The sequence below is a fragment of the bacterium genome (assembly GCA_023150945.1).
In the GTDB taxonomy this organism is placed as follows: domain Bacteria; phylum Zhuqueibacterota; class Zhuqueibacteria; order Zhuqueibacterales; family Zhuqueibacteraceae; genus Coneutiohabitans.
In genome coordinates this window covers 25,515-48,428 of sequence record JAKLJX010000022.1, presented here as the reverse complement: position 1 = coordinate 48,428, position 22,914 = coordinate 25,515, and the positions used below count along the sequence as shown (strand labels likewise).

Annotated in this window: 9 protein-coding genes; 7 read left to right on the top strand and 2 right to left on the bottom strand. The window is 60.2% G+C overall.

Annotated features, from left to right (window positions below):
• The first annotated feature begins 289 nt into the window (after positions 1 to 289).
• The 7 genes from L6R21_22415 (at position 290) to iolG (ending at position 8,658) form a co-directional block, all read left to right on the top strand.
• Positions 290 to 775 (top strand): phasin family protein, encoded by a 486-nt coding sequence (locus L6R21_22415; protein ID MCK6561962.1) that lies wholly within the window; start codon positions 290 to 292, stop codon positions 773 to 775.
• A 213-nt stretch (positions 776 to 988) separates the two neighbouring features.
• Positions 989 to 2,728: an AarF/UbiB family protein gene (locus tag L6R21_22410; GenBank protein MCK6561961.1), complete on the top strand. Its 1,740-nt coding sequence runs from the start codon at positions 989 to 991 to the stop codon at positions 2,726 to 2,728.
• A 221-nt stretch (positions 2,729 to 2,949) separates the two neighbouring features.
• On the top strand, positions 2,950 to 3,972 hold the full coding sequence (locus L6R21_22405) for an alpha/beta fold hydrolase (protein ID MCK6561960.1): 1,023 nt from the start codon (positions 2,950 to 2,952) through the stop codon (positions 3,970 to 3,972).
• An 82-nt stretch (positions 3,973 to 4,054) separates the two neighbouring features.
• Positions 4,055 to 5,563 carry a sugar ABC transporter ATP-binding protein gene (locus L6R21_22400; protein ID MCK6561959.1) on the top strand — a complete coding sequence of 503 codons (1,509 nt, stop codon included), beginning with the start codon at positions 4,055 to 4,057 and terminating at the stop codon, positions 5,561 to 5,563.
• A gap of 64 nt (positions 5,564 to 5,627) precedes the next feature.
• Entirely contained in the window at positions 5,628 to 6,575 is a 948-nt protein-coding gene (locus tag L6R21_22395) for a ribose ABC transporter permease (protein MCK6561958.1), read from the top strand.
• Between the two features lie 69 nt (positions 6,576 to 6,644).
• Positions 6,645 to 7,586: a sugar ABC transporter substrate-binding protein gene (locus tag L6R21_22390; protein MCK6561957.1), complete on the top strand. Its 942-nt coding sequence runs from the start codon at positions 6,645 to 6,647 to the stop codon at positions 7,584 to 7,586.
• A gap of 31 nt (positions 7,587 to 7,617) precedes the next feature.
• On the top strand, positions 7,618 to 8,658 hold the full coding sequence (gene iolG, locus L6R21_22385; GenBank protein ID MCK6561956.1) for an inositol 2-dehydrogenase: 1,041 nt from the start codon (positions 7,618 to 7,620) through the stop codon (positions 8,656 to 8,658).
• Between the two features lie 320 nt (positions 8,659 to 8,978).
• Here iolG and L6R21_22380 read toward each other — a convergent pair whose 3' ends face one another.
• Together L6R21_22380 and L6R21_22375 are read right to left on the bottom strand one after the other, a co-directional pair.
• The gene (locus L6R21_22380) at positions 8,979 to 13,964 is read right to left on the bottom strand and encodes an Ig-like domain-containing protein (protein ID MCK6561955.1); all 4,986 of its coding nucleotides are present in this window, start codon (positions 13,962 to 13,964) and stop codon (positions 8,979 to 8,981) included.
• Between the two features lie 604 nt (positions 13,965 to 14,568).
• Positions 14,569 to 22,896, bottom strand: coding sequence for a S8 family serine peptidase (locus L6R21_22375; protein MCK6561954.1), 8,328 nt, complete (start codon positions 22,894 to 22,896; stop codon positions 14,569 to 14,571).
• Positions 22,897 to 22,914 lie beyond the last annotated feature (18 nt).

The following is a 22,914-nucleotide window of genomic DNA, read 5'->3' as shown; positions in this document are numbered from 1 at the left end:
TTTGATTGTTGTTTGAATTGCATGCCTTCGGCGCGGTTTCCTGGCAGACACCGTGTTGTGAGGAAGATGGAAGATGGAATAACCGTCCGGGCGGGAATGTGCAAGTCCCAACAAGCCCAATCGTGTAAGTTTTAGTGGAAGTCAGTTTAGAGCCGTCCGGACGGTCTTTTCGGTGCCTCCGTATTCGCAGAGCTTAAGTGTCGCAGCCGGCATTCAGGAGAAAGCCACGAACCCGCTTTCAGGAGACGTGCGATTCAACCGAGAGGCAAGCTCTCGAAAGGAGTGCATTATGACTCACGAAAAAGAGACGATGGAGCACAAATCCGTCGAACAAATGGTGGAAGACGCGAAGGGCACCTTGCAGGTGCTGCAAGAGGGCATCTCCAAGACCTCGCGTGAGATTTGGCTGGCGGGCTTGGGCGTATTCTCCACGATCGACAAGGAAGGCACCAAGCTGTTCAACCGGTTCGTCGAGCGCGGCCGGGAGATGGTGGAGAAAAACGGCAAAACCATGAAGACCAACGGCGAGCCGGCGCCCACCTATGTCAGCGAAAAGGTGGAGCAATTCACCCACGACGTTTTTGCCCGGCTGGATGACGCCGCCGAATTCGTGCGGAAGAAAGTCATCGGCCCGGCGGAGCGGCCGGCCGAAGCTGCCCGTGACGAGGTGAAGATCCTCTCCGAGAAAGTCGACAAGCTCACGGAAAGCGTGGCGGCGCTGGTGCAAAGATTGGAGGAGGCTACAAAAACCGGTCCCAAGGCCAAAGCCATGTGATGTTTGATGTGAAGGTCCGAAAGTTTGATCTGCTGACCGGCCGGTTATGATGTGAGATTCACGGGATTACATATGGTTCATTTGCGCTGATCCAGGCGCGGCCGGTCATCAATTTCGGACAGGCAGACAAGTGTGATTGCCTAGGCGCCGGAGATTTACAGAAAAAGCTGTCGCAGTTCGACAGCTTTTTCTGTTTTACGAAACCCAGGCATCATGGAAAGAGCCACAGCCATGCCCGCGCCGGCGGCGGAGGCCTCCCCCCCGCTGGCGGCACGCGTGCAGGTGTTTCAGCCTGCCACCAACCACAAGTATCACCTCCACGCCACGGCCTCAGCACCGCCGGTTTTCCGGCCGCGGGTCGGGCGCCGTTTTTTCCTGCTCCTGCGCCATTTGTTCGGCCTGCTCATGGGCAGCCATCTCGCCGCGGTGCAGCGCCTCCCTGCCGACAAACGCAAGTATCTGCATTCCGCCGGCTCCCGTTTTCTGGCGCTACTGGTGCGGCCCTTCGTTCTCAAAGAACTGCGCGACCAGCCCTGGCCCGTGCAATTGCGCCGGCGGTTGGAGCTGCTGGGGCCGACCTACATCAAGCTCGGCCAGATCATGGCCATCCGCGAAGACCTCCTGCCGCGTGAAATCACCGATGAGCTCAAACAACTGCTGGACCGCGTGCCCGAGGTCAAGTTCGAAGCCATCGCGGAAATCATTGCCGCCAGCCTGGGCCGCCCGCTGACCGAGCTGTTCACGCACCTCGAACCGCAAGCCATCGGCTCCGCTTCCATTGCGCAAACCCATCTGGCACAGACCATCACCGGCGAGACCGTCGTCATCAAAGTGATCAAGCCCGGCATTCGCGAGGCCATCCTGGCTGACATCAAGCTGCTGCAATTGTTTGCCCATCTCCTGGAATGGCTGCTGCCGCGCTACCAGCCCCAAATGATCATCAACGAGTTTTGCGCCTACACCGAAAGAGAAATCGACCTGAAATATGAGGCCGATCATGCCGAAATTTTTGCCGCCAATTTTGCCCGCCACCCCGACGTGGTCTTCCCCAGAATTCATCACTGGCTAAGCTCGCGCGACGTGCTGTGCATGGATTATCTCGATGGCCTGAAGCCCGGCGATCCCAAGGTGCAGGAACTGAGCCAGGAAGATCTGCAACGCATCATCGATCTGGGCGCCGGCGCCATCATCAAGATGCTTTATGCCGACGGCTTTTTTCACGCTGATTTGCATCCCGGCAATCTCATCGTGCTGCCCGGCCCCAAAGTCGGATTCATCGACCTCGGCATGGTCGGGCGATTCGACGAGAAGATGAAGCTCAGCATGCTGTACTACTTCCACGCTCTGGTTAACGGCGACATCACCGGCTCGGCGCGCTACTTGATGGCCATGGCGCGCCCGGGCGAAGGCGGTGACCCCACCGGCTTCCGGCGCGCGGTGACTGACTTGTCCCGGCGCTACTTGCTGCATGCCTCCGATGGCAGCCTGAGCCTGGCGCAGCTCATCCTCGAATCGCTGCGCCTCGGTGGCAGGTTTCGCATTTTCTTCCCGGTGGAAATGACATTAATGGTGAAGGCGCTGGTGACGTTTGAGGGCGTGGGCTTGCAGTTGGATCCCCATCTCGACGTGCCGGCGTTGTCGCGGCGCCACGTGCACGCCATTTACAACGAACACTATGACCCCGTGCGGCTGCTGCAGCAGTTTTTCAGCGGCATGCCGGAATTGGTCGATGCGCTGGTGCGCGCACCGGAGTTCATCGCGGAAACTTCGCGCTATCTGCAACAAATCTTCAACGCGCCGCGCCAGGAAAACCCGTTGCGCGGCTTGCGCAGCGGCTTGATGGCAGGCTCGTGCATCATCGGCGGCGTGGTGGCTTTCGTGCAGGGCGCTCCGCCCTTCTTGTGGATCGGCCTGTTTGCTTCGAGTGTGATCTTCTTTTTCTTTGGCAAATGACGCCAGCCATTGCGCATGACCGGCTCCGGCACCTGCAAAGTGCTCCAGGCAATCATCGCGTTTTGCGTTTCAGGCTCTGAACAAAACTCCGAGAGATTTCTATCCACCAAGCAGACAGTTGAACCGCGGAATCCTCGTGATCGCAGATTGGTCACCTCCAAAAGCGACGTTCTCCGCCTTCTCTGCGACGCTGCGGTTTCGATTCGTCCGGGTTGGGCCTCATGAATGGGAAGCACGGTTATCCGATCATTCTGGCACACGGCATCACCCGTCCGGATTATCTCATCGACTTCATCATCCGCAAGCTGAATCTGCATGAAGACAGCCGGGTGGCGGATCGCCTGCACTATTTCAAAGGCATTGCCAGCCACTTGCGCCGGCACGGCTATGAGGTTTTCGCCACCAGCGTGAGCTTTGCCGCTGACGTCGACACCCGGGCGCGTGAGCTGGCAGCGCAGGTTCGCAAAATCCTGGCGGAGACCGGCCAGCCCAAAGTTCATCTCATCGGCCACAGCATGGGCGGCCTGGATGCCCGCCACATGATCGTGCAGCACGGCATGGCCGATCAGGTCGCTTCCCTCACCACGTTGGGCACGCCGCACTTGGGCGCCAGTGTGGCCGATTGGTTCCTGGAATTCGGCCTCACCAGAATCATCGAGTCGCTGCGCAAGGTCATCAATCTCGAGGGCTTTCAGAGCCTCACCACCGCCGCCTGCCGGGAGTTCAACGCCAGCGCGCGCAATGCCGAAGCGAGCAATTCCGTCATCTATCAAACCTATGCCGGCTGGCAGCGGCGCGAGTTGACTTTCTTTCCGTTTCAAAAGACCTGGCAAATTACCTATGCCAGAGAAGGTGACAATGATGGCCTGGTCGCAGTCACCTCGCAGCGCTGGCAGGATCGCCTGGTTGCAGATGACGGCACCACCAAATTGATCGTTCAGCGTGATTTCCCAGTGCCGGCTGATCATGTGAATCAAATGGGATGGTGGCACCTCAACGGCGTGGCAGCGGCGCACTGGTGGAAGCGGGGCACCTGGCGGGAGAAAAGAAACTACGAACTTGCCATCAAGAATGCCTATCTCAAGATCGCCGCGGAGATCAGCGGCTTTCCCTGTCATGAGCACGAGCCCCAAAGACAGCGCCCAGCACCAACCTCCGCATCGGATGGAGGCCATGCGCTTCCGCGCCTGCCGATTGCTGGCGACGCACCCTCCTCCCCTTCCTCCAACCAAAACGGCACTTGACATTGTAGCATTTCGTGTCTATGCTTGGCCGCAACCACCGCCTCGCTGCAAATCATGAAGGCAGTGTCCGAGAACCCCCGTCATGCCCAACGATATCGTCCTCACCATGCGCGGCATTCGCAAGAGCTTCCCGGGTGTGGTGGCGCTCGCCGGCGTCGATCTCGAAGTCGCGACCGGTGAAGTTCACGTGCTGCTGGGCGAAAACGGCGCCGGCAAATCCACGCTGATGAAAATTCTCAGCGGTGCCTACCGCAAGGACGCTGGCGAAATCATGCTCGCCGGCGGGCCGGTGGAAATCAAAAATCCCAAGCACAGCCGCGAACTCGGCATCAGCATCATCTATCAGGAGTTCAATCTCATTCCCGAGTTGTCCGCCGGGGAGAATATTTTCCTCGGCCATGAACCGGCGGGTTTTGCCGGCCTCATTGCGCACAAGCAAATCCATGCAGAAGCTTCTCGTCTGCTGCGCGAGTTGGGTGTCGATCTCGATCCCGGCACACCGGTGCGCCGGCTCGGCGTGGCGCAGCAACAGATGGTGGAAATCGCCAAAGCGCTGTCAGTCGAGGCGAAGGTGTTGATCATGGACGAGCCGACTTCGGCATTGACGGACCGGGAGATTCAAGAGCTGTTCGCGGTGATCCGCCGGCTGCAGGCGAAAGGCGTCGCCATCATCTACATTTCCCATCGTCTCGCCGAATTGTTCGAGGTCGGTGATCGTGTCACCGTCCTGCGCGACGGCCGGCACGTCGCCACGGAAAACATCGCCGCAGTCACACCGGCGCAATTGGTGCGCTTGATGGCCAATCGCGAGCTGGCGGAATATTTCCCCAGGCAAAAAGTGCCGGCCGGCGAGGAGCTGCTGCGCGTGGAACAGCTCAGCCGCGGCCGCGTCTTGCGCGATCTCTCCTTCTCTCTGCGGCGGGGAGAGGTGCTGGGTATGGCGGGATTGCTGGGCGCGGGCCGCACGGAGCTGGCCCGTGTGCTCTTCGGCGTCGAGGCCAGCACTGCCGGCACGATTTGGATCAAAGGCCGGCCGGTGCGCATAAACTCACCGGCGGCCGCCATCAAGCTGGGGCTGGGCTATCTCACCGAAGACCGCCAGGCTCAGGGGCTGGTGCCGATTCTTTCTCTGCAGGAAAATCTGAGCCTGCCGAATTTGGGTCGGCTGGCGCGGCTGGGCGTGGTGAATCGCAAAGCAGAGACGGCACTCGCCCGGCGTTTCGTGGCTGAGCTGCGCATCAAAACGCCCGGCCTCTGGCAGAAGGTGATGTATCTCAGCGGCGGCAATCAGCAAAAGGTCGTGCTGAGCAAATGGCTGGCGGGCGAGGCGGAGATTTTCATCTTCGATGAGCCGACGCGCGGCATCGACGTCGCCGCCAAGGTCGAGATCTATCAGTTGATGAACCGCCTCACGGCACGCGGCGCAGGTATCATCATGATCTCCTCCGAGCTGCCGGAGATTCTCGGCATGAGCGACCGCATTCTGGTGATGCATCAGGGTCGCCTCACGGCCGAGTTCGCCGCCGGCTCCGCCACCCAGGAAAAAATCTTGAACGCCGCACTCGGGCATCCGGCCGGCAGCCAGCCGTGACCGGGAATGCCGCCAACCGCAGACAATTTGCGCGTGCCGCGCAAACAACCACCTTTCGGTGATCATGGCAGATAGTAAGATTTTCACACCTCACGGCCGGCAACTGGGAACGCTGCTGGGTCTGCTGGCCCTCTGCCTGAGCTTGTGGCTGCTCACCCCGCATTTTCTCACCGTTGCCAATCTGCTTAATATCGCGCAGCAGACTGCGATCAATGCCATCATCGCGGTCGGCATGACGTTCGTGATCATCTCCGCAGGTATCGATCTTTCCGTAGGCTCGATCGTGGCGTTTGCCGGCGTGGTGCTGGCGAGCGGACTGCAAGCCGGACTGCCGATTCCCCTCGCCGTGTGCGCGGGACTGGCGGCGGGTTGGGTATGCGGCCTGCTCAACGGACTACTCGTCACGCTGGGAAAACTGCCACCGTTCATCGCCACGCTCGGCATGATGAGTGTCGCGCGCGGCGCGGCGCTGGTGTATGCCGAGGGCCGGCCGATCTCGGGTTTTGCGCCCGAGTTCCGGCAAATCGCCACCGCCGAAATCTTGTGGGTGCCGGTGCCGGTGATCATCATGATTTGCGTCTACGCTGCCGGTAGTTTCCTGCTTGCGCGCACGAAGTTCGGCCGCTACACCTACGCCATGGGCGGCAACGAGCAGGCTACGCGGCTGTCCGGCGTGAATGTGCGCCTGCACAAAACCCTGGTCTATGGCCTCTGCGGTGTGACCAGCGCGCTGGCCGCCGTCGTGTTGACCGCGCGCCTGAATTCCGCCCAACCGATTGCCGGCATAATGTATGAGTTGGACGCCATTGCCGCCACGGTCATCGGCGGCACCAGTTTGATGGGCGGCCAAGGCTCGCTGCTGGGCACGCTCGTCGGCGCGTTCATCATGGGCGTGCTGCGCAACGGATTGAATCTGCTGGGCGTTTCCTCATTCCTGCAGCAAATCATCATCGGCGCCGTGATCATCATCGCGGTGTTGATCGATGCCGGTTTGAAATCATCACAAAAATGAACTGCGCGAAGCTTGCAGACCCGCCCCGCCGCGGGAAATCCATCATGTTCGACCAATCGAGGAGTCATCATGAGAAGAACCGTTCTGTGTCTGCTTGTCGTTCTCGGGCTCGCGGCCTGTAATCGCGACAGCGGCCAAACTGCCGCCGGCGGGCCGCGCGTGGCGCTGGTGCTGAAGACGCTCAACAATCCCTTCTTCATGGACATGCAGGAAGGCGCGGAAGCCGCAGCCCGGCAATTGGGCGTGCGCCTGACCGTGCAGGCCGCCGAACGCGAAATCGACGTGGAAAAGCAAATGCAGATCATCGAGAATCTCATTCAAACCAAGGTCGATGTCATCTGCGTGGTGCCGAGCGGCTCGCGTGAAATCGTGCCGGCGATCGGCAAAGCCAACGCCGCCGGCATTCCGGTGATCATCGTCGACACCCGTTTGGATGAAGAGGCGGCGGCGGCCGCGGGCGTCACCGTTGCCACTTTCATCGGCTCGGACAATTATGATGGCGGCCTGGTTGCCGGGCGGCATCTCATCGCGCTGAAGCAAGGCCGCGCCCGCGTCGCGATTCTCGAAGGCATTCCCGGCCACGAAACCAGCGAGGCGCGCTTGCGCGGTTTTCGCGAGGCCTTGCAGGAGGCGCCGGGCATGCCGATCGTAGCCTCGCAGCCGGCGAACTGGGAACGCGATCAAGGTTTCAGTGTTTGCCAAAATCTGCTGCAGGCGCATCCCGCTCTGGATGCGATGTTCGCGTGCAACGACATGATGGCGCTCGGCGCGATGGAGGCCATCGCGGCGGCAGGTAAAACCGGGCAGATCACCCTCCTCGGCTTTGACGCCGTCGCGGACGCCCGCACTGCGATTGCCGCCGGCACCTTGGCCGCTTCCGTCGCGCAGTTTCCCGCGGAGATGGGCCGCCTGGCGGTCGAGCACGCCGTGAAAATCATGCGCGGAGAAACGTTGCCGGCCTACGTGCCGGTGAAGATTGAGTTGATCACCAAAGCCGCACTGCCGCATTAAGGCGGCCGCGCAGACAAGCGAGGGCGCAAACATGACCGAAAATGCCAAAGCCAAAATCAAGCTCGGCTTGATCGGCGCGGGACGATTGGGCCGGGTTTACGCGCGCGATCTCGCCCAAGCCACACCGGCAGCGCGCCTGCTCGCTGTGGCCGACCTCAACCGCGAAACCGCGCAACAGGTGGCCGAGGCGTTCGAGGTGCCGCGCTGGTATGCTGATCCTCACGCGTTGCTGGAAGACAAGGAAATCGATGCGGTGGTGATCGTCACGCCCACGCACACGCACCGGGAGCTGGTCATTGCCGCGGCGCAACGCCAGAAGGCGATTTTTTGCGAGAAACCCTTGTCACTCTCGCTGGCGGAGGCGGAAGAGATGAGACATGCGCTCGAACGCTGCGGCGTCTTTTTTCAAATGGGATTCATGCGGCGCTTCGACCGCGGTTACCTCGCGGCCAAGGCCAGGATTGATCAAGGCGAAATCGGCACCCCGGTGGTGTTTCGCGCCACCAGCCGCGATCCCTTCCGCCCCAGCCTGGAGTACGCCGATCCGCGCAGCAGCGGCGGGCTGATCGTTGACATGGGCATTCACGATCTCGATCTGGCGCGCTGGTTCATGGGTGAGATCGAAACCACCTACGCTATCGGCGGCGTGCTGGCATATCCCGAAATGGCAGGCGTGGGCGATATCGACAATGCCGTCATCAGTTTGATCTTCGCGGATGGCCGGCTGGGCGCCATCGACTTGAGCCGCAACGGCGTCTACGGTTATGACATTGCCACGGAAATCCTCGGCACGCGCGGCACGCTGCGTATCGGCTATTTGCGCGAAACGCCGCTGCTGGTGATGACCAAAAACAGCATCGCGCACGACACCGTGCCTTACTTCATGGAGCGCTTCGCCGCGGCGTACACTTCCCAGTTGCTGAATTTCGTCGACAACCTGCGTCACGACCGCCAGCCGCCGGTCAGCATCGCTGACGGGATCGCCGCCTTGCGTGCGGCGCTGGCAGCCACCGCCTCGTTGCGTGCCGGCCGGCCGCTCGCAGTTGCGTCGATCACAGGCGCAGCATCTTGAGGCGCAGAGGCTCGCGAAGGCATTTCAATCGTCTGTTGACCCTATTCAGGGAAGACTGAAGTCAAGTCTTCCTTTGCGTATCATTGCACCGTTGCGTGCGTTTTTGCTTTCGCAGGTGGCGGCTCATTCGGGTCATGGTATTGTTCTGAAAAAAACAGCGCGGCCGCGAAGTTTCGTCCAGCTTGGCTCCTTTGCAGTCTGACAGACTACGCTGCGATGCTTCCCAAATAGAAAAAGGCGATTGAGTTGCCTCAATCGCCTTTGCTGTTTAACGCTATTGCCGGTGGCCGGCCCAATGCCCGGCTATCCTAAACACAGAACTACTTGAGCAGCGTCATGCGCTTGATCTGCACGAACGAACCTGCCTGCAGACGATAGCAATAGATGCCGCTGCTGACGCGCCGGCCCTGCTCATCGGTGCCATCCCATTTGAGATTGTGCACACCGGCAGTCATCTGCTTGTCAACCAGGCGACGGACGAGGCGTCCTTGCAGGTCATACAAATCCAGCCGCGTGGGGACGGAAGCCGGCAATTCAATGCGAATCACGGTTTCTGGATTGAAGGGGTTGGGATAGTTCTGCGACAGGGCGAATTCGATTGGCAGGCCCGCCTCCTCTACCTGCTCAGCCGCTGCACTCTTCGCCAGCCCGCTGCCGGTGACATGGACTTCGAATTCTCCCAGTTGCCGGAAACCAGAGGCAGGCGTGTCGATCTGCAGTTTGACGTACTTGGCCGACACCGGCGTCATACTGAATTCCTGCCAGCCGCCACCGCTCAGCTCACCCTGCAGCACTTCCGTGAAATTGCCCGCTGCCGTGCCGGAGGTGGAAACCAGAATCCTGAACTTCCGCACCCAGCGCGACCCGAAGCCCACGCCGGTGTCGGTTAGCAGGCGCACGGCTGCGACCTTCTCGGTGGCCCCGCCGGCGAAGGAGAACACGCCAAACGCGGGCGTGCCGCTGATTGTTGTGGTGCCGTCCCAATCCTCGACGTCACCGTCAATCGCATTGTCCCAGCCTTCGCCAGGATACGCCTCGGCGCCCTGCACGAACACCAGGCTGGCGAGTTGGACCGGGATGGGCACAAACGTCGTGCTTGCCAACTCACCTGCCGGCGTCTTGTTGAGGCGCGTGCAGCCCAGCAACACTGAAACGGTTTTCACTTCTGCGGTCAGCGAAGTGAGCGTGGCCTGATAGGTTCCCGGAATCGTCGTTTCGGTCACTGCGCTGACACTGTTCTGCGCGCCGCTGACAAACAGCTTGAAGGCAATCGAGGGCTTGCCGGTGATCGCCGCGCCGCTGGCGTCGCGCAGGACGATGGTGATCGTGGCGGCGTCCTCGCCGTCGGCAACGTGCGGACTGCTGACCGCAATGCTCGAGAGGGTAGTGTCGGGCGGATTTGCATCCAGCGCTTCCCAGACCTCGAATTCACCCAACTGCCGGAATCCTGCGGCCGGTTTGTCGATCACGAGTTTGACGAACTTGGCGCCGGCCGCGGGAAAAGTGAAATCTTCCCACGCCCCGCCGGTCTTGACGCCGGCCAACACTTCGCTGAAGTCGCTATCAGCAGTGCCGGTGGTCGAGACCAGCACGCGGAACTCCTTCACCCAGCGGCTGGAGAAAAGCACGTTGGTGTCGGTCAACAGGCGCACCCGGTCGATCATGCGGGCGTTGCCGTCGCTAAAGCCGAAGACGGCTTGCGGCGGGTTGCCGTCCGCAGTAACGGTCCCGTTCCAGCCATCCACGTCCCCGTCGATGGCATTATCCCAACCTTCGCCGGGATAAGTGGGACTGCCCGAGACCAGGCTCAGCGGTGCCTTGGTGAAGCAGTCGAAGACCTGCACAAAGTTGACTTTTCTGGTGGTGATGCGGCCTAGCGGCGTTTCGGTGACCAGCGTCACGGTGTACGCCCCGGGCTGGAGGTAAGTGTGCGCAGGATGCGCGTCGGTGCTGGCGCCACCGTCGCCGAAATTCCAGGAATAGCTCGATATCGGAAGATTGGAAGAGCTGCTGAACGCCACCGCGAGGGGCGCCAGACCGGAGGCCGGCGCTGCCTCGATATTGACCTCGAGGGCGAGCAACACTTCAATGTAATTCACCTTGGTCTCGGTGTCACTGCCGCCCGGGCCGGTGACGGTGAGACTGACGGTGAATTTGGGATCGACCTGCACATCATAAGTGTGCTGCGGATTCTGCTCGGTGCTGGTGTGGCCGTCGCCGAAATCCCACAGCCAGCTTGTGATGAGGCCGGTGGAGGTGTCGGTGAACTGCACGGTGAGCGGCGTCACGCCGAGCAGAGGCGTGCCAAAGAAACCTGCAAGCGGCGGAGCTACAGGTTCCTCATCCACAGTAATCGTAACCGTCGCCGTGTTGCTGTTCAATTGGCCGTCGTTGGCCAAAAATGTGAAAGCATCATTGCCCGTGAAGCCGGTACTCGGCGTGTAGGTCACGTTCGGCGGCGTGCCGCTCAGCGTACCGTGCGCCGGGCCGGTTACTATCATGAAAGTCAGCGGGTCATTTTCAACATCGCTGGCCGTGAGAGTAATCGCCACCGGTAAATCGAGAAAGGTGGTTACACTCTGATCGTTGGCCACCGGCGCATCATTGACCGGTGTGACGGTGATGGAAACCGTGGCGGGGTCGCTGTCCAAAACACCATCATTGACTTTGAAGGTAAAAGAATCAGGCCCGAAGAAATTGGCTGCGGGCGCATAGGTCACGTTTGGCGGTGTACCGCTGAGCGTGCCGTGCGCCGGGGAGGTGACAATCGCGAAGGTGAGAGGATCGCCTTCCTCATCCGAGCCGGTCAACGTGATGGGTAATGGCGTATCTTCAGGGGTTGATGCGGTTTGAGGATTGGCGATGGGCCTTCCGATGTCTGGCGTAACCGTAATTGAAACCGTGGCCGTATCGCTTGCCGCCGGATTGGCATGTCCATCATCTGCCGCAAACTCAAAGGCATCGGGTCCGAAGTAGTTGGCCGCCGGGGTGTAAACCACGTTTGGGGGTGTTCCACTCAGCGTGCCGTGAGCAGGCGCTGTGATGATGCTAAACGTCAGTTCATCGTTATCGACATCGCTTGCAGTCAAGGTGATTGCGACCGGCGTATCTTCCGGCGTAGTGACTGACTGATCATTGGCCACGGGTGCATCATTGACCGGCGTGACGGTGATGGAAACCGTCGCGGGGTCGCTGTCCCAAACACCGTCATTGACTTTGAACGTGAAAGCATCAGGCCCGAAGTAGTTGGCGGTAGGCGTGTAAGTCACGTTCGGCGGCGTGCCGCTCAGCGTGCCGTGCGCCGGAGGAGTGACGATCGCAAACGTCAATGGCTGGTCTTCGGGATCAGACCCGCTCAACGTGACCGCCACCGGTGTGTCCTCGCTGGTCGTGACGCTTTGCGGATTTGCCACGGGCGGGTCATTCTGCTCGATCACCGTAATTGAAACCGTGGCCGGTGCGCTGTCGGCTTGGCCGTCATTCACTTTGAACGTGAAGGCGTCCGGCCCGTTATAGCCTGAATTCGGCGTGTAGGTCACGTTCGGAGGCGTTCCCGTCAGCGTTCCGTTGGCCGGGCTGGTCACGATCGTGAAGGTAAGCGGGTCACCATCTACGTCTGTGCCCGTCAATGTGATCGGCGTCGATGTATCCTCCTGCACGATGACATTCTGCGGATTCGCCACCGGCTCGTCGTTTACCGGCGTAACCGTAATCGAAACCGTTGCGGGGTCGCTGTCCAAAACGCCGTCGTTCGCTTTGATCGTAAAAGCATCAGGCCCGAAGTAGTTGGCGGCGGGCGTGTAAGTCACGTTCGGCGGCGTGCCGCTCAACGTGCCGTGCGCGGGACCCGTGACGATAGCGAACGTCAACGGCTGCCCTTCCACATCCGAGCCGGTCAACGTGATCGCTACCGATATGTCTTCCGCCGTGGTCACACTTTGAGGGTTTGCTGCTGGCGCATCATTGACCGGGGTTACCGTGATGGACACTGTGGCAGGCGCGCTGACTTCTGCCGTGCCGATCACGCCGTCGTCTGCCGTGAACGTGAAGGAATCCGGGCCGTGGTAGTTGGCGTTCGGCGTGTAAGTCACGTTCGGCGGCGTGCCGCTCAAGCTGCCATGCGCCGGAGAGGTGACGATCGCGAAGGTCAACGCATCACCATCGACATCGTTGGCGGTCAGCGTGATGGCAAGCGGTGTGTCTTCCAGCGTGGTGAGGTTTTGCGGATTCGCTGTTGGCGCATCATTCACCGGATTGACCGTCATCGACACCGTCGCGATGTTGCTGTCGTCTGCGCCATCGTTGGCTTTGAAGGTGAAGCTGTCCGAGCCGTGATAGTCGGCTGCCGGTGAATACGTCACACTTGGCGGTGTGCCCGTCAACGTGCCGTGTTGCGGTGAGTCAACAATGGTGTAGGTGAGTGGCTGCGGGCCGTCGTCCGGATCGGTCGCCGTCAATGTAATGTCCTTGGGCATGTCCTCATCGGTGGAGACGTTCTGAGGGTCAGCAACCGGAGGCACATTGCCGGGCGGAGGCACAGATACATATCCGGGCTTTGTTTCCGTGTCCGTGCCGGCATTGTTCGTGACGGTCAGCGACACGTCAAACGTGCCAGCAGTGTTGTAAACCACATTGACCGGGGCCGGCATCCCTGCGCCGCTGACCGTTTCCGGACTGCCGCCGGGGAAGCTCCAGGAGAAGCTGTCGATCACAGCCGAGCCGGTGATTGCAGGCGTGAAGGTAACCGACAACGGCGCCGGCCCACTCAACGGTGAACCGGAAAAGTCAGCCGTGGGCGCATTGACCACCGGCGAGGTGTATTGAATCACCACCGCAGTGGTGAAGGGGTTGACCACCAACGTATCGGTAGTCAGCATGTTCTGGCCGTTGATCGTCAGCGTGCCGGCGATGTCACCCGGTGGGAACTGGGAGGGATTCCAGGTGATGGTGGTGGTGATGTTATTCGTAATCGTATTGGAGAGCACTGCAATCCATTGCTCGGAGGCCGATTCCGTGCTGCGGTAGTCCTTGCGAAGAAAGTTGGTCGGGGGCGGCGCGACGAAGTGAACGTAATAGGTAAACCCCGGCGGCGGGACAATCTCGTCGATCCCGCTGTCGAAGCCGGCCGTCGCGTTGGAGTTCGTGCCGAATTCCAAATGGAAAGTATTGGCATTGGGATTATTGGGCGTGAACGTGAGCGGAATCGTCCACCCCCTGCCGACCGGTGCCTGCTGCGCGAAAGCTTCGACGCCAAGCAAAGCCGTGAGCAGAATGAAAGTTCGGATAATACTCTTCGTAACCGACATGGGTTCCTCCTTGGCTGCTTTCTGAGGAGTTCATAGCAATGATGAGGGGCACTGGACCCGACAAGATTGAACAGCCACGCAGCTTGAATCCAACCAGACTGCGTTGCCGCGTGAAAACCGACAGCATGCGTTCAACCAGCCATATTCGTCCTCCTTTTTTGACACTTCAATTGTGTATGTTTGTTGCGATATAGTTTCACCGCGCCATCTTACACGACATGACATTTGCGCAAAAGATTCTGCACCAAACTTCGAGGTCGGGCCGCAGACTTGGTTTGAACAAATTTCGCCGGCCAGGACACTCATTTCCTCCGTGGCCGTGCCGCTGCATGCGTCGAGTGGCGCCCGCGCGATGGAAATGGCACCCGCTACCATGCCCGCAATGACCGGTTGCATTTGTCCTGCAAAGAAACAACACGGCCCGGCCGCTTCCTCTGGCTGGATTCGCCAGCGATCAAGTGGCCGGGCAGTCTCTCTTGACGGACATGGACGCGGAGCCATGCTTGAATGCTTAAGCCCGTCGCCGCGGATTCCCAGAATCTGCAGGCGTGCTGCAGTTCCGCCTGGCAGGCTCAAGCTCTCAAGTTCACAGAACCCTGTGCGCTTACTTGAGCAAGACGAGCTTCCTGCTTTTCACAAAATCGCCGGCCGTGAGACGATACAGATAGACGCCCGATTCCGCCACGCGCCCCGATTGATCCTTGCCATCCCATTGCACGCGGTGCAGGCCGGCCGGCATTTCGCCTTCGACGAGCGTGCGAATTGCGTGGCCGAGGACGCTGTAGATCTTCAAGCTGACCCTGCCCGCCTTGGGCAGTTGAAACTCGATCATCGTTTCGGGATTGAACGGGTTGGGATAATTCTGCGCCAGGCCATATTCCTTCGGTATCGCCACCATGCGATCGCCGTCAATCGTGTAAGCAGGCGGCGCAGGCGGGTTAGTCCCGTGATGCTTGGTGAAAGCCTCCATCGCTGCCGGATTGGGCGCTGGGGCAGCGTTCGCTCCCGGGCTCACGGTGAGGAAAACAGGCTCATTCTCATTGGCTGCAACTGCGATCCAATAACCTTGCTTCGGTTCGAACCCGCGAACCGAGTGATACACGCCGTTGATCGGATCGAAGCCAAACATCGCAAACACGTTGCCTTGGGGGTCGCCGTTCACACTGGCGCGGGTGATCACCGAGCCCAGCATATCCCAGCCGGAGGCGGTGTAGGTTTCACTGTATTGATTCAACGGCTGCCCGGTCACCGTCACCGTGGTGGCGGAAGGCATGGTGACCCAATAGCCCCGCGCCGGCAGGAGCCGGGTGGCAGCAACGTAGCTTTGCGAAGCGAAATCCCAGCCGAATGCCGCCAGCGCCTCCGGAAACACGACGCTCAAGCGGTTGTCATCCGGGATCACCGGCAGCGAAATCAGGTACCAGCCGCCGCTGGCCACCGGAAAGTCGTAGGTCACCGCAGTGACCGAAATGCCGTTGTCGAAGAAATCGAGATACGAGGCCATGAGGGTGGCTTTGCTCACGCCGGAGATGCTGAAATCATCCAGCCCGCCGAACCCGAACGAGTTGCCGAGGGTGCGGCCGTAAGCTCCGCTGTTCGCCACACCACAGGTGTAGGCCGGGCTGTCATTGGAGTGGATGGTACATGCCGTGCCCACGGGCGCGATTTGGTCGATGAAATTGTTCGCTCCGGAGTAAGTAAAATCCTTGCCCTCGGCCAGGCATGCACCCAGCACCGTCTTCAAATTGTTGCTGCCGTCACGCAGCGGGTTGATCTGGAAGGACGGACCGAAATCATGGCCATTGAGATTAATGGGGTCGTAATACCACACGTCGCCGCCTTCGAGGTAAACCTTTCCGCCGGCGGCAAGGTAGCTCTCAATGAGCGCCGCTTCGGGATCCGTCTCTTTGATCACGTGATTGTTGGGATAGATGCCCGCCACCACGAAGAGATAATCGGCCTGTGCGATCTCCGCCTGCGTCAGGGTGTTGGTAATCAGAACGGCTTTGCCGTTGGCCTCCAGCGCTGCTTTCAACTCCAAGTGGCTGGTGGGTGCGACCGACAAGTTCTGTAGTGTTTCAATGGACAGCCCACGCTCCGTCGCTTTGCGCGCAAGATCCGGATTGAGCACGTCATCCGGAATCCAGATCACGGCATCGACAACGATATCGAGCTGAACCGGGACTGCCACCTGCGGTTCATCCGGGTCATTGCTATTGACGATCAGCGTGCAGTTGTACGTGCCCGGTGCCAGACCGGCGGCGCTCACGGTCACCTCGACGGTTTCGCTGCCGCCCGGTGAAATGCTGCCGCTCAGTGGATTCGCCGTCAGCCACAAACACCCGCCGCCGACCATGCCGCTCAAGCGGAACAACAGATCCGGATCGCTACCGACACCACAAGCGCTCACGCGCTGGCCCCAGTCGGTGCACGGTGTGCCAAATCCGTTGCCGGGATTGCGCCATGCGGATGGATTGCTCGACGCCACCGTGCGTTCGGTCCAGCCCCACTGTCCGAAGGGCGTGAAATCCATGTTGGCTTGTACCGAAACCCAGTACGCGCCGGCCGTAAGAATCGCCGGCGCCGGCAGATCGATCACAAACGAACCGTTGGCAATGCCCGCGCTCGGAACAACTTCGAGGGCGCTGTACACTTCTGCTCCCGGCAAATTGCCCGCATTCTGATAGAACCACACGTTGACCGAAGCGACCGGCCCAGTGCCGTTGAAATAAACCCCTGCCACTTCCACGCGCTCGATCGTCCATGCGCCGTCACTGGCCGGCACAACAAAATCATCCGCCGCCTGGTTATCGAAAGCATCGTTTGCAGCTTCGAAGTTCTGGGAGGTGATACTGTTCAAACCCGGTGAATCCATCTGGTCGTAGAGCACCTCGGCGGGATTGACCGGCGCCTCGGCAGTGCCGGCGCCATTGAAGCTCAGACTCGGCGAAGCAGAAAGCAATCCGGCGGCCGGAGTCCCTCCATCGACACGGCTGGGCGAAAGGTGTGACTTGCGCGAGCCGCTGCCATGCGGACGCACACTGACCGGCAGCTTCTTGCCGTCGCTTAAAACCAGCGCTGCTTCTTGTTCCGTTATGTTCCAATCCAGATTATCGGCGCCGGGGCCGGGCGGCAGCAGATTGGAAATCGTCATGGTGCCGCTCGTTGAAGCATCGCCGTAGGGCAGCGTGAAGGCAAACGAGGCCGGCGTGACCTCGATTTCCGGTGGAATCAGCGGAATTACAATCAACTCGACCGGAACTGTAATCTGCGACTCATCCGGATCATTGCTGTTGACCAGGAGACTGCAGTTGTAGGTTCCAGCCGCCAAACCGGCAGTGCTGACCGATAGCGCCACTTGCTCGCTGCCGCCCGGTGGGATCACGCCGCTCACAGGATCTTCGGAGATCCAGGGGCAGGCGGCCTGAATCGCCACCGCCAGGTTATCGTGCACATAATTGGCGTTGAAGACGATCTGCAAGCCGATGGTGCCGCTGCTGTTCTCGACACCCAGCGTGGCGGAATTGACCGGGCCCTGCATCCCAAGATACTGGAACAGCATGCTGCCGTTTGACCGCAAAATGGCTTGAAAAGTGTAAGGCGCGCTGCCGCCAAAATGCTGAATCCCGGTGTATTGCACGATGAACTCATTCGCGCCGGCGTTGTGGTAGTAGTGGATCGTTCCACCCAGGCCCGGGTCGAGATCATCCCAAAACGCCGCGATGATGTCGTTCGGCTGGCCCGCGTTGGGCAATGGCGTGTTGTTGAGATCCGTCCCGTTCGGCCCAAAGGCCAGGAATCCGTTGGAAGAAATCTTCACCAGTGACTTGTCAACGCCATAGAACGGGAAAGTGAACGGCAACGCCACCTCGATGAAGGAATCATCCGACAAGTTCACCGGCGTGCCCACACCGGTGATGTCCTGCCAATTGAAGGCCGGACCGCCGGGTTCATCGCTGTCGATCCAGGTATAGCCGAAGCCATCCGGGCCGCCCGCACCTTGAATTACCGGCGGACCGGGAGGCAAATCCGCGTCGTATTTGCCGGCATGGGGATTGAAGTTCTCCAGCCGCGCGTTGGGTTGGGTTGCCGCCCCGCTGCTGCGCCGCCCGAGGTTGACCGCGAGTTTCCTGCCATTGCTCAAAACCAGCGTAGCCTCCTGCTCGGCGATGCTCCATTCGAGATCATCATGGCCGGCCGGGGCGGTGTTCGCGATCGTCATCGTGGCCGCGGCCACCCCCTCCTCCTCCGGCAGAGTGAAGCTGAACGAAGAGGGCGAAACGTCAATGTCTGCCGGCGGCTTCGGTACCACCGTGAGATGCACCGGCACCGTGACTTCCGGCTCATCGGGATCATTGCTGGTGATGAGAAGATTGCAATCATACTCACCCGGCTGCAGTCCGATGGTGTTGACCACGAGGCTGACCTGATTCTGGCTTCCCGCCGCAGTCGATCCGCTCGTCGGATTCTCGGTCAACCAACTGCAGCCACCGGCGTTGATGGCGTTGCTGACGATGGTCTTGAGAATCTCGAAATCCGACGGATTCGAATAGTAGGCGTCAAACGGGGAGCTGATCGAATAGACCAGCGTGCCGCTGCCGATGCTCTTGCGCACCAAAGCCGGATGGCCGTCGCCATTCATGGCTACCACTGTGGCCGCCGGATCATTGATGCGCAGCATGTAAAAGGCGGCGGCGGCATCAGCGTAGGTATAGGAGGCGGGCAGGCCGGCTGCCAACGGATCGCCCGGGCTGGTAACGGTCAAATGCGGCGGTGCCGAGATGGTCCAACCTTGCGTGCCGGTGTGCTGCAGCAAGTAGGCACTCATGCCGGTGTAATACGGCCCGTAGTTGGTGCCGCCATACATCACCAGTTTTTTGCCGCTGGCGGCGGCATTGGCGAGCGCCTGCACGCTGGCGGTCTCGATCGCGCCGCCATCCATTCCAACGATGATAGTCTGATAGAGGCTGAAGTCGATGGTGGTGAAGTCGCTGGTTATGAGAAAATCGTGCATCACGCCGAGTTGATCCAGAGCCTCGAGGATGGAGTTACCGATCGACACGCCGGGTTGCAGCACCAGTGTGTTCGTTGTAAACGGCGCTGCGACGAATTTCTCCTCCGGCGCTTTTAGGCCGCGTTGCGAAGTTGTCTCCTCGAAGCCGCCGGCATTCACACGGCCGCCGGATTTTTCACCCTGGCGCTGCGCCGCCAGACGGGGATCTCGATTCTGTGCTTGCAGAGTGACTGGCAATTTCCGGCCGTCGCGGAGCATGAGCACGGCCTCCTGCTCTTCAATCTCCCAATCCAGGTTATCCGCGCCGGCTGCTGCCGTGTTCGTGATCGTCATGATTCCGCTGTCCGAGCCTTCTTCCATCACGGTAAAGGCAAAAGAAGCGGGACTCACGGCGATGTCCGGCGGCGCCAGCGGGGTAACGGTGAGCTGCACCGGCACCGTGACCTGCGGCTCATCAGGATCGTTGCTGTCGATAACAAGATTGCAGTTGTAGGTTCCGGGAAGCAACGTGCCCGCGCTCACGGAAACCGTCACCTCCTGGCTGCCGCCCGCCGGAATCGAGCCGGAAGTCAAACTCTCGCTCAACCAGGGACATCCGGATGCAGCTTCGCCCTCTGCGCGGATAAACATCGCGCGATAGGCCGGGAAGTAGCTTTGCAGCGGCGTCCAGACGAACCCGTCATAATCGTTCTGGCCGTAACCGGTTTGCAGCGGGGTCGTGGGACTCTCATCCGCACAAATGAAGAAATTCGGCTCCGTCATCGGATTCCACTGCGCGCCAATGTAGACCAGCGGGTCATTGATTTCCGCAATCAAGCCGGAAACATCAAAATCATAGAAGGCCGCTGACGGCCACACAGGAACTCCAGCCGCCGCCACCGGAATGGAAGTCAGCAGCGTGCCCGGCGATCCGCCCGCGCCATCATCATCGTAGACCTGAATATTGAAACTGATATCCGCGTCTGCACCGGTGCGCGTCCAGGAAATGCAGATTTTGGTAAGGCTGAAGGGCAGCGGCCCGGGGCTGAATCTCTCCACCGTACGGCCATCCGAGACCAGCGAGGGATTCCAGCCATAGCCGTTTTCGATGGTATTGTCATCGTGGACCTCGCCATCGGTACATTGCGGCCCCTGGGGCACGACTACACCGAACGGCGGGGGATTCTGCAGCAGCGCGAGGGCCGCCGGCGAAGCGCTCAGCACGGCCGGCGCAGAAGACAAAGGCGGCTTTGCAGCCTGCCTCACCTTGACCGGCAGCTTGCGGCCGTCGCTCAACAGCAGGGCAGCCTCCTGCTCGCTGAGGCTCCATTCGAGATTGTCCGAACCGGCTGCAGCAGTGTTCGCGATCGTCATGAGGTCACTCGCGGAGCCGCCCTCCGGAACTGTGAACGCGAAGGAAGCCGGGGTCACGGAGATGTCCGGCGGATTTCCGGTGGAAACATTCAGCGTGACCGGCACCGTGACTTGCGCTTCATCGGGATCATTGCTGTTGATCACCAGATTGCATTCGTGCGTACCGATTGCCAGGCCGGCCGCATCCACCGAAACCGTCACGTTCTGGCTGCTGCCCGGAGCAAGCAGGCCGCTGGTGGGATCCTCGGCCAGCCAGTCGCAACCTGCTTCGATCTTGATCGCCAGGTTGTCATGCACATAGGCAGCATTGTAAACCACCTGCAGCCCGACCGTGCCGGCGGCATTCTCGACGCCAATGGTGGCCGAGGTGAGCGTGCCTTGCATGTTGAGATATTGCAGCAGGATTTTTCCGTTCGCGCTGAGAATCGCCTGGAAGGTGTTTGGCAGGCCGCCGCCGAAACGCTGGATGTTGGTGTACTGGACAATGAATTCACCAGCAGCAGCATTGTGATAGTAGTGAATCGTGCCGCCCAGGCTGGGATTGAGATCGTCCCAGAAGACTGCGATCATGTCATTTGGCAGGGCGATATTCGGAATCGGGTCGTTGGTGAAGTCCGTGCCGTCCACGCCAAAGCCCAAGAAACCGTTGGAACTGATTTTCAACGAGGTTTTGCTGGCGCCATAGAACTGGAACGCAAAAGGTAACGCCACCTCCTGGAACGAGTCGTCCGACAAGCTTACGGGCGTGCCTACGCCGGTGATGTCCTGCCAGTTGAAAACCGGGCCATTAGGGTCATCGCTGTCCCTCCAGACATAACCGTAGCCATCCGGCCCTCCTGATCCGTCGGTGACCGGCGGCCCGGGAGGCAAATCTGCATCATATTTTCCCGCGTTGGGATTGTAGTTGGGCGGATTCGCCTGCGACATCGCGAAAGCGGAGGCGTCGGCATTGGCGCGGCCCAATCTGATCGGCACCACCCCGCCGTTGCTCAACATCAGCGTCACGCTTTGCTCAATGACGTTCCAATTGAGGTCTTCCGCTCCGGTGGCAGCAGTGTTCGAAATCGTCATCATCTCACTCGCCGTGCCGCCGGGCGGCAAAGTGAACTGGAACGACGCCGGTGAAACGGCGATATCCGGCGGATCGCTGACCACCCCGGTCAAAGCTTGATAGGCATTCACTCGGCCGCTGCCCAGAAGCCCGGCAAAACCGGGGTTGAGCGCATCGATATTGTCGGCCGTCCCTTCGATCTGCGTGCGAATGTCCGCGCCCGACATGCCGGGGTTGGCCGCCGCCACCAGCGCGGCCACGCCCGCCACGTGCGGGCAAGCCATCGAGGTGCCGCTCAAACTACCATAGCCGCCAATCAGCGTGCTCAACACGCTCACTCCAGGAGCAGAAATATCGACCCACGTGCCGTAATTCGAGAAGGACGCCTTGACATCGTTATGGTTGGTTGCCGCCACCGCGATCACCGGCGGATAAGAGCCGGGATAACCGATCGCCGGATTGCTGGAATTGTCGTTGCCCGCGGCAAACACCACCACGCCGTTGGTGGTGGCGAGAAAATAGTCGATGGCATCTTCGATCAAATTAGACTGGCCGCCGCCGCCCCAACTATTGGTGGAAATGAACGAGCCGTTGTCGGCAGCGTAGGTGAAGGCATTGGCGATGACGTCATCGAAGGCATTGGGGAAAATCTTGCACGGCATGATTTTGCTGTCGAACGCCACGCCAGCCACGCCGAGGCCGTTGTTGGTCACCGCGGCCACGGTTCCGGCCGTGTGTGTGCCATGGCCGTCATAGTCATCCGGATTGTTGTCGTTGTTGGAGAAATCCCAGCCCTTGGTGTCATCGATGTAGCCATTGCCGTCATCATCAAGGCCGTTGCCGGCGATTTCGCCGGTATTCACCCAAATGTTGGCAGCAAGATCAGGATGATCCAGATCCTGGCCGGTGTCAAGATCGGAAACGATCACGCCCGCATCACCGGTTTCAATATCCCACGCCTCGGGCGCATCGATATCCGCGTCCGGCGTGCCACCGGTTTGGCCGGTGTTGTTGTAGTGCCACTGGCTCGGGTATGACGGATCATTGGGCGTGAAGTTGATTTGCCTACCCTGCTTCCTGCCGTCAAAAAGCTCATAACGGTGGTTAGGCTGTGCCGCTTCGAGATTGCCATCGCCGGCATAAGCCTGCACCAGGGCTTCGACCTCAGCGCCGGCTTCGAAGCGCAGCTTGTAATAGCGCGTCAAGCCGGACTCCACGTGCCTCGCCTCGAATTTCCCGCCGTGGCGCAACACGCGCGCCATGTCGCGCGCGCGATATTGCTGGTTCAAGGCATCCACCGAAGGCAGGCCGGTCAGAGCGATGCCGTTTTCAATGCGAATACTGATCTGGCTGGCAGCGGCCGGGGTGAGCTTTACGAGAATGGCGTTCTCTTCGAAGCTCGCCTGTGCCATGGCGCGGCCGCCGGCAAGGCTCCCGAGCGCAGCCGTGAGCAGCACCAACGCCCCGAAAAAGACTCTCCCGGCAAAGCCGGCATGGTCGCGATCCATTGACATGACAGCACCCTCCTCGAT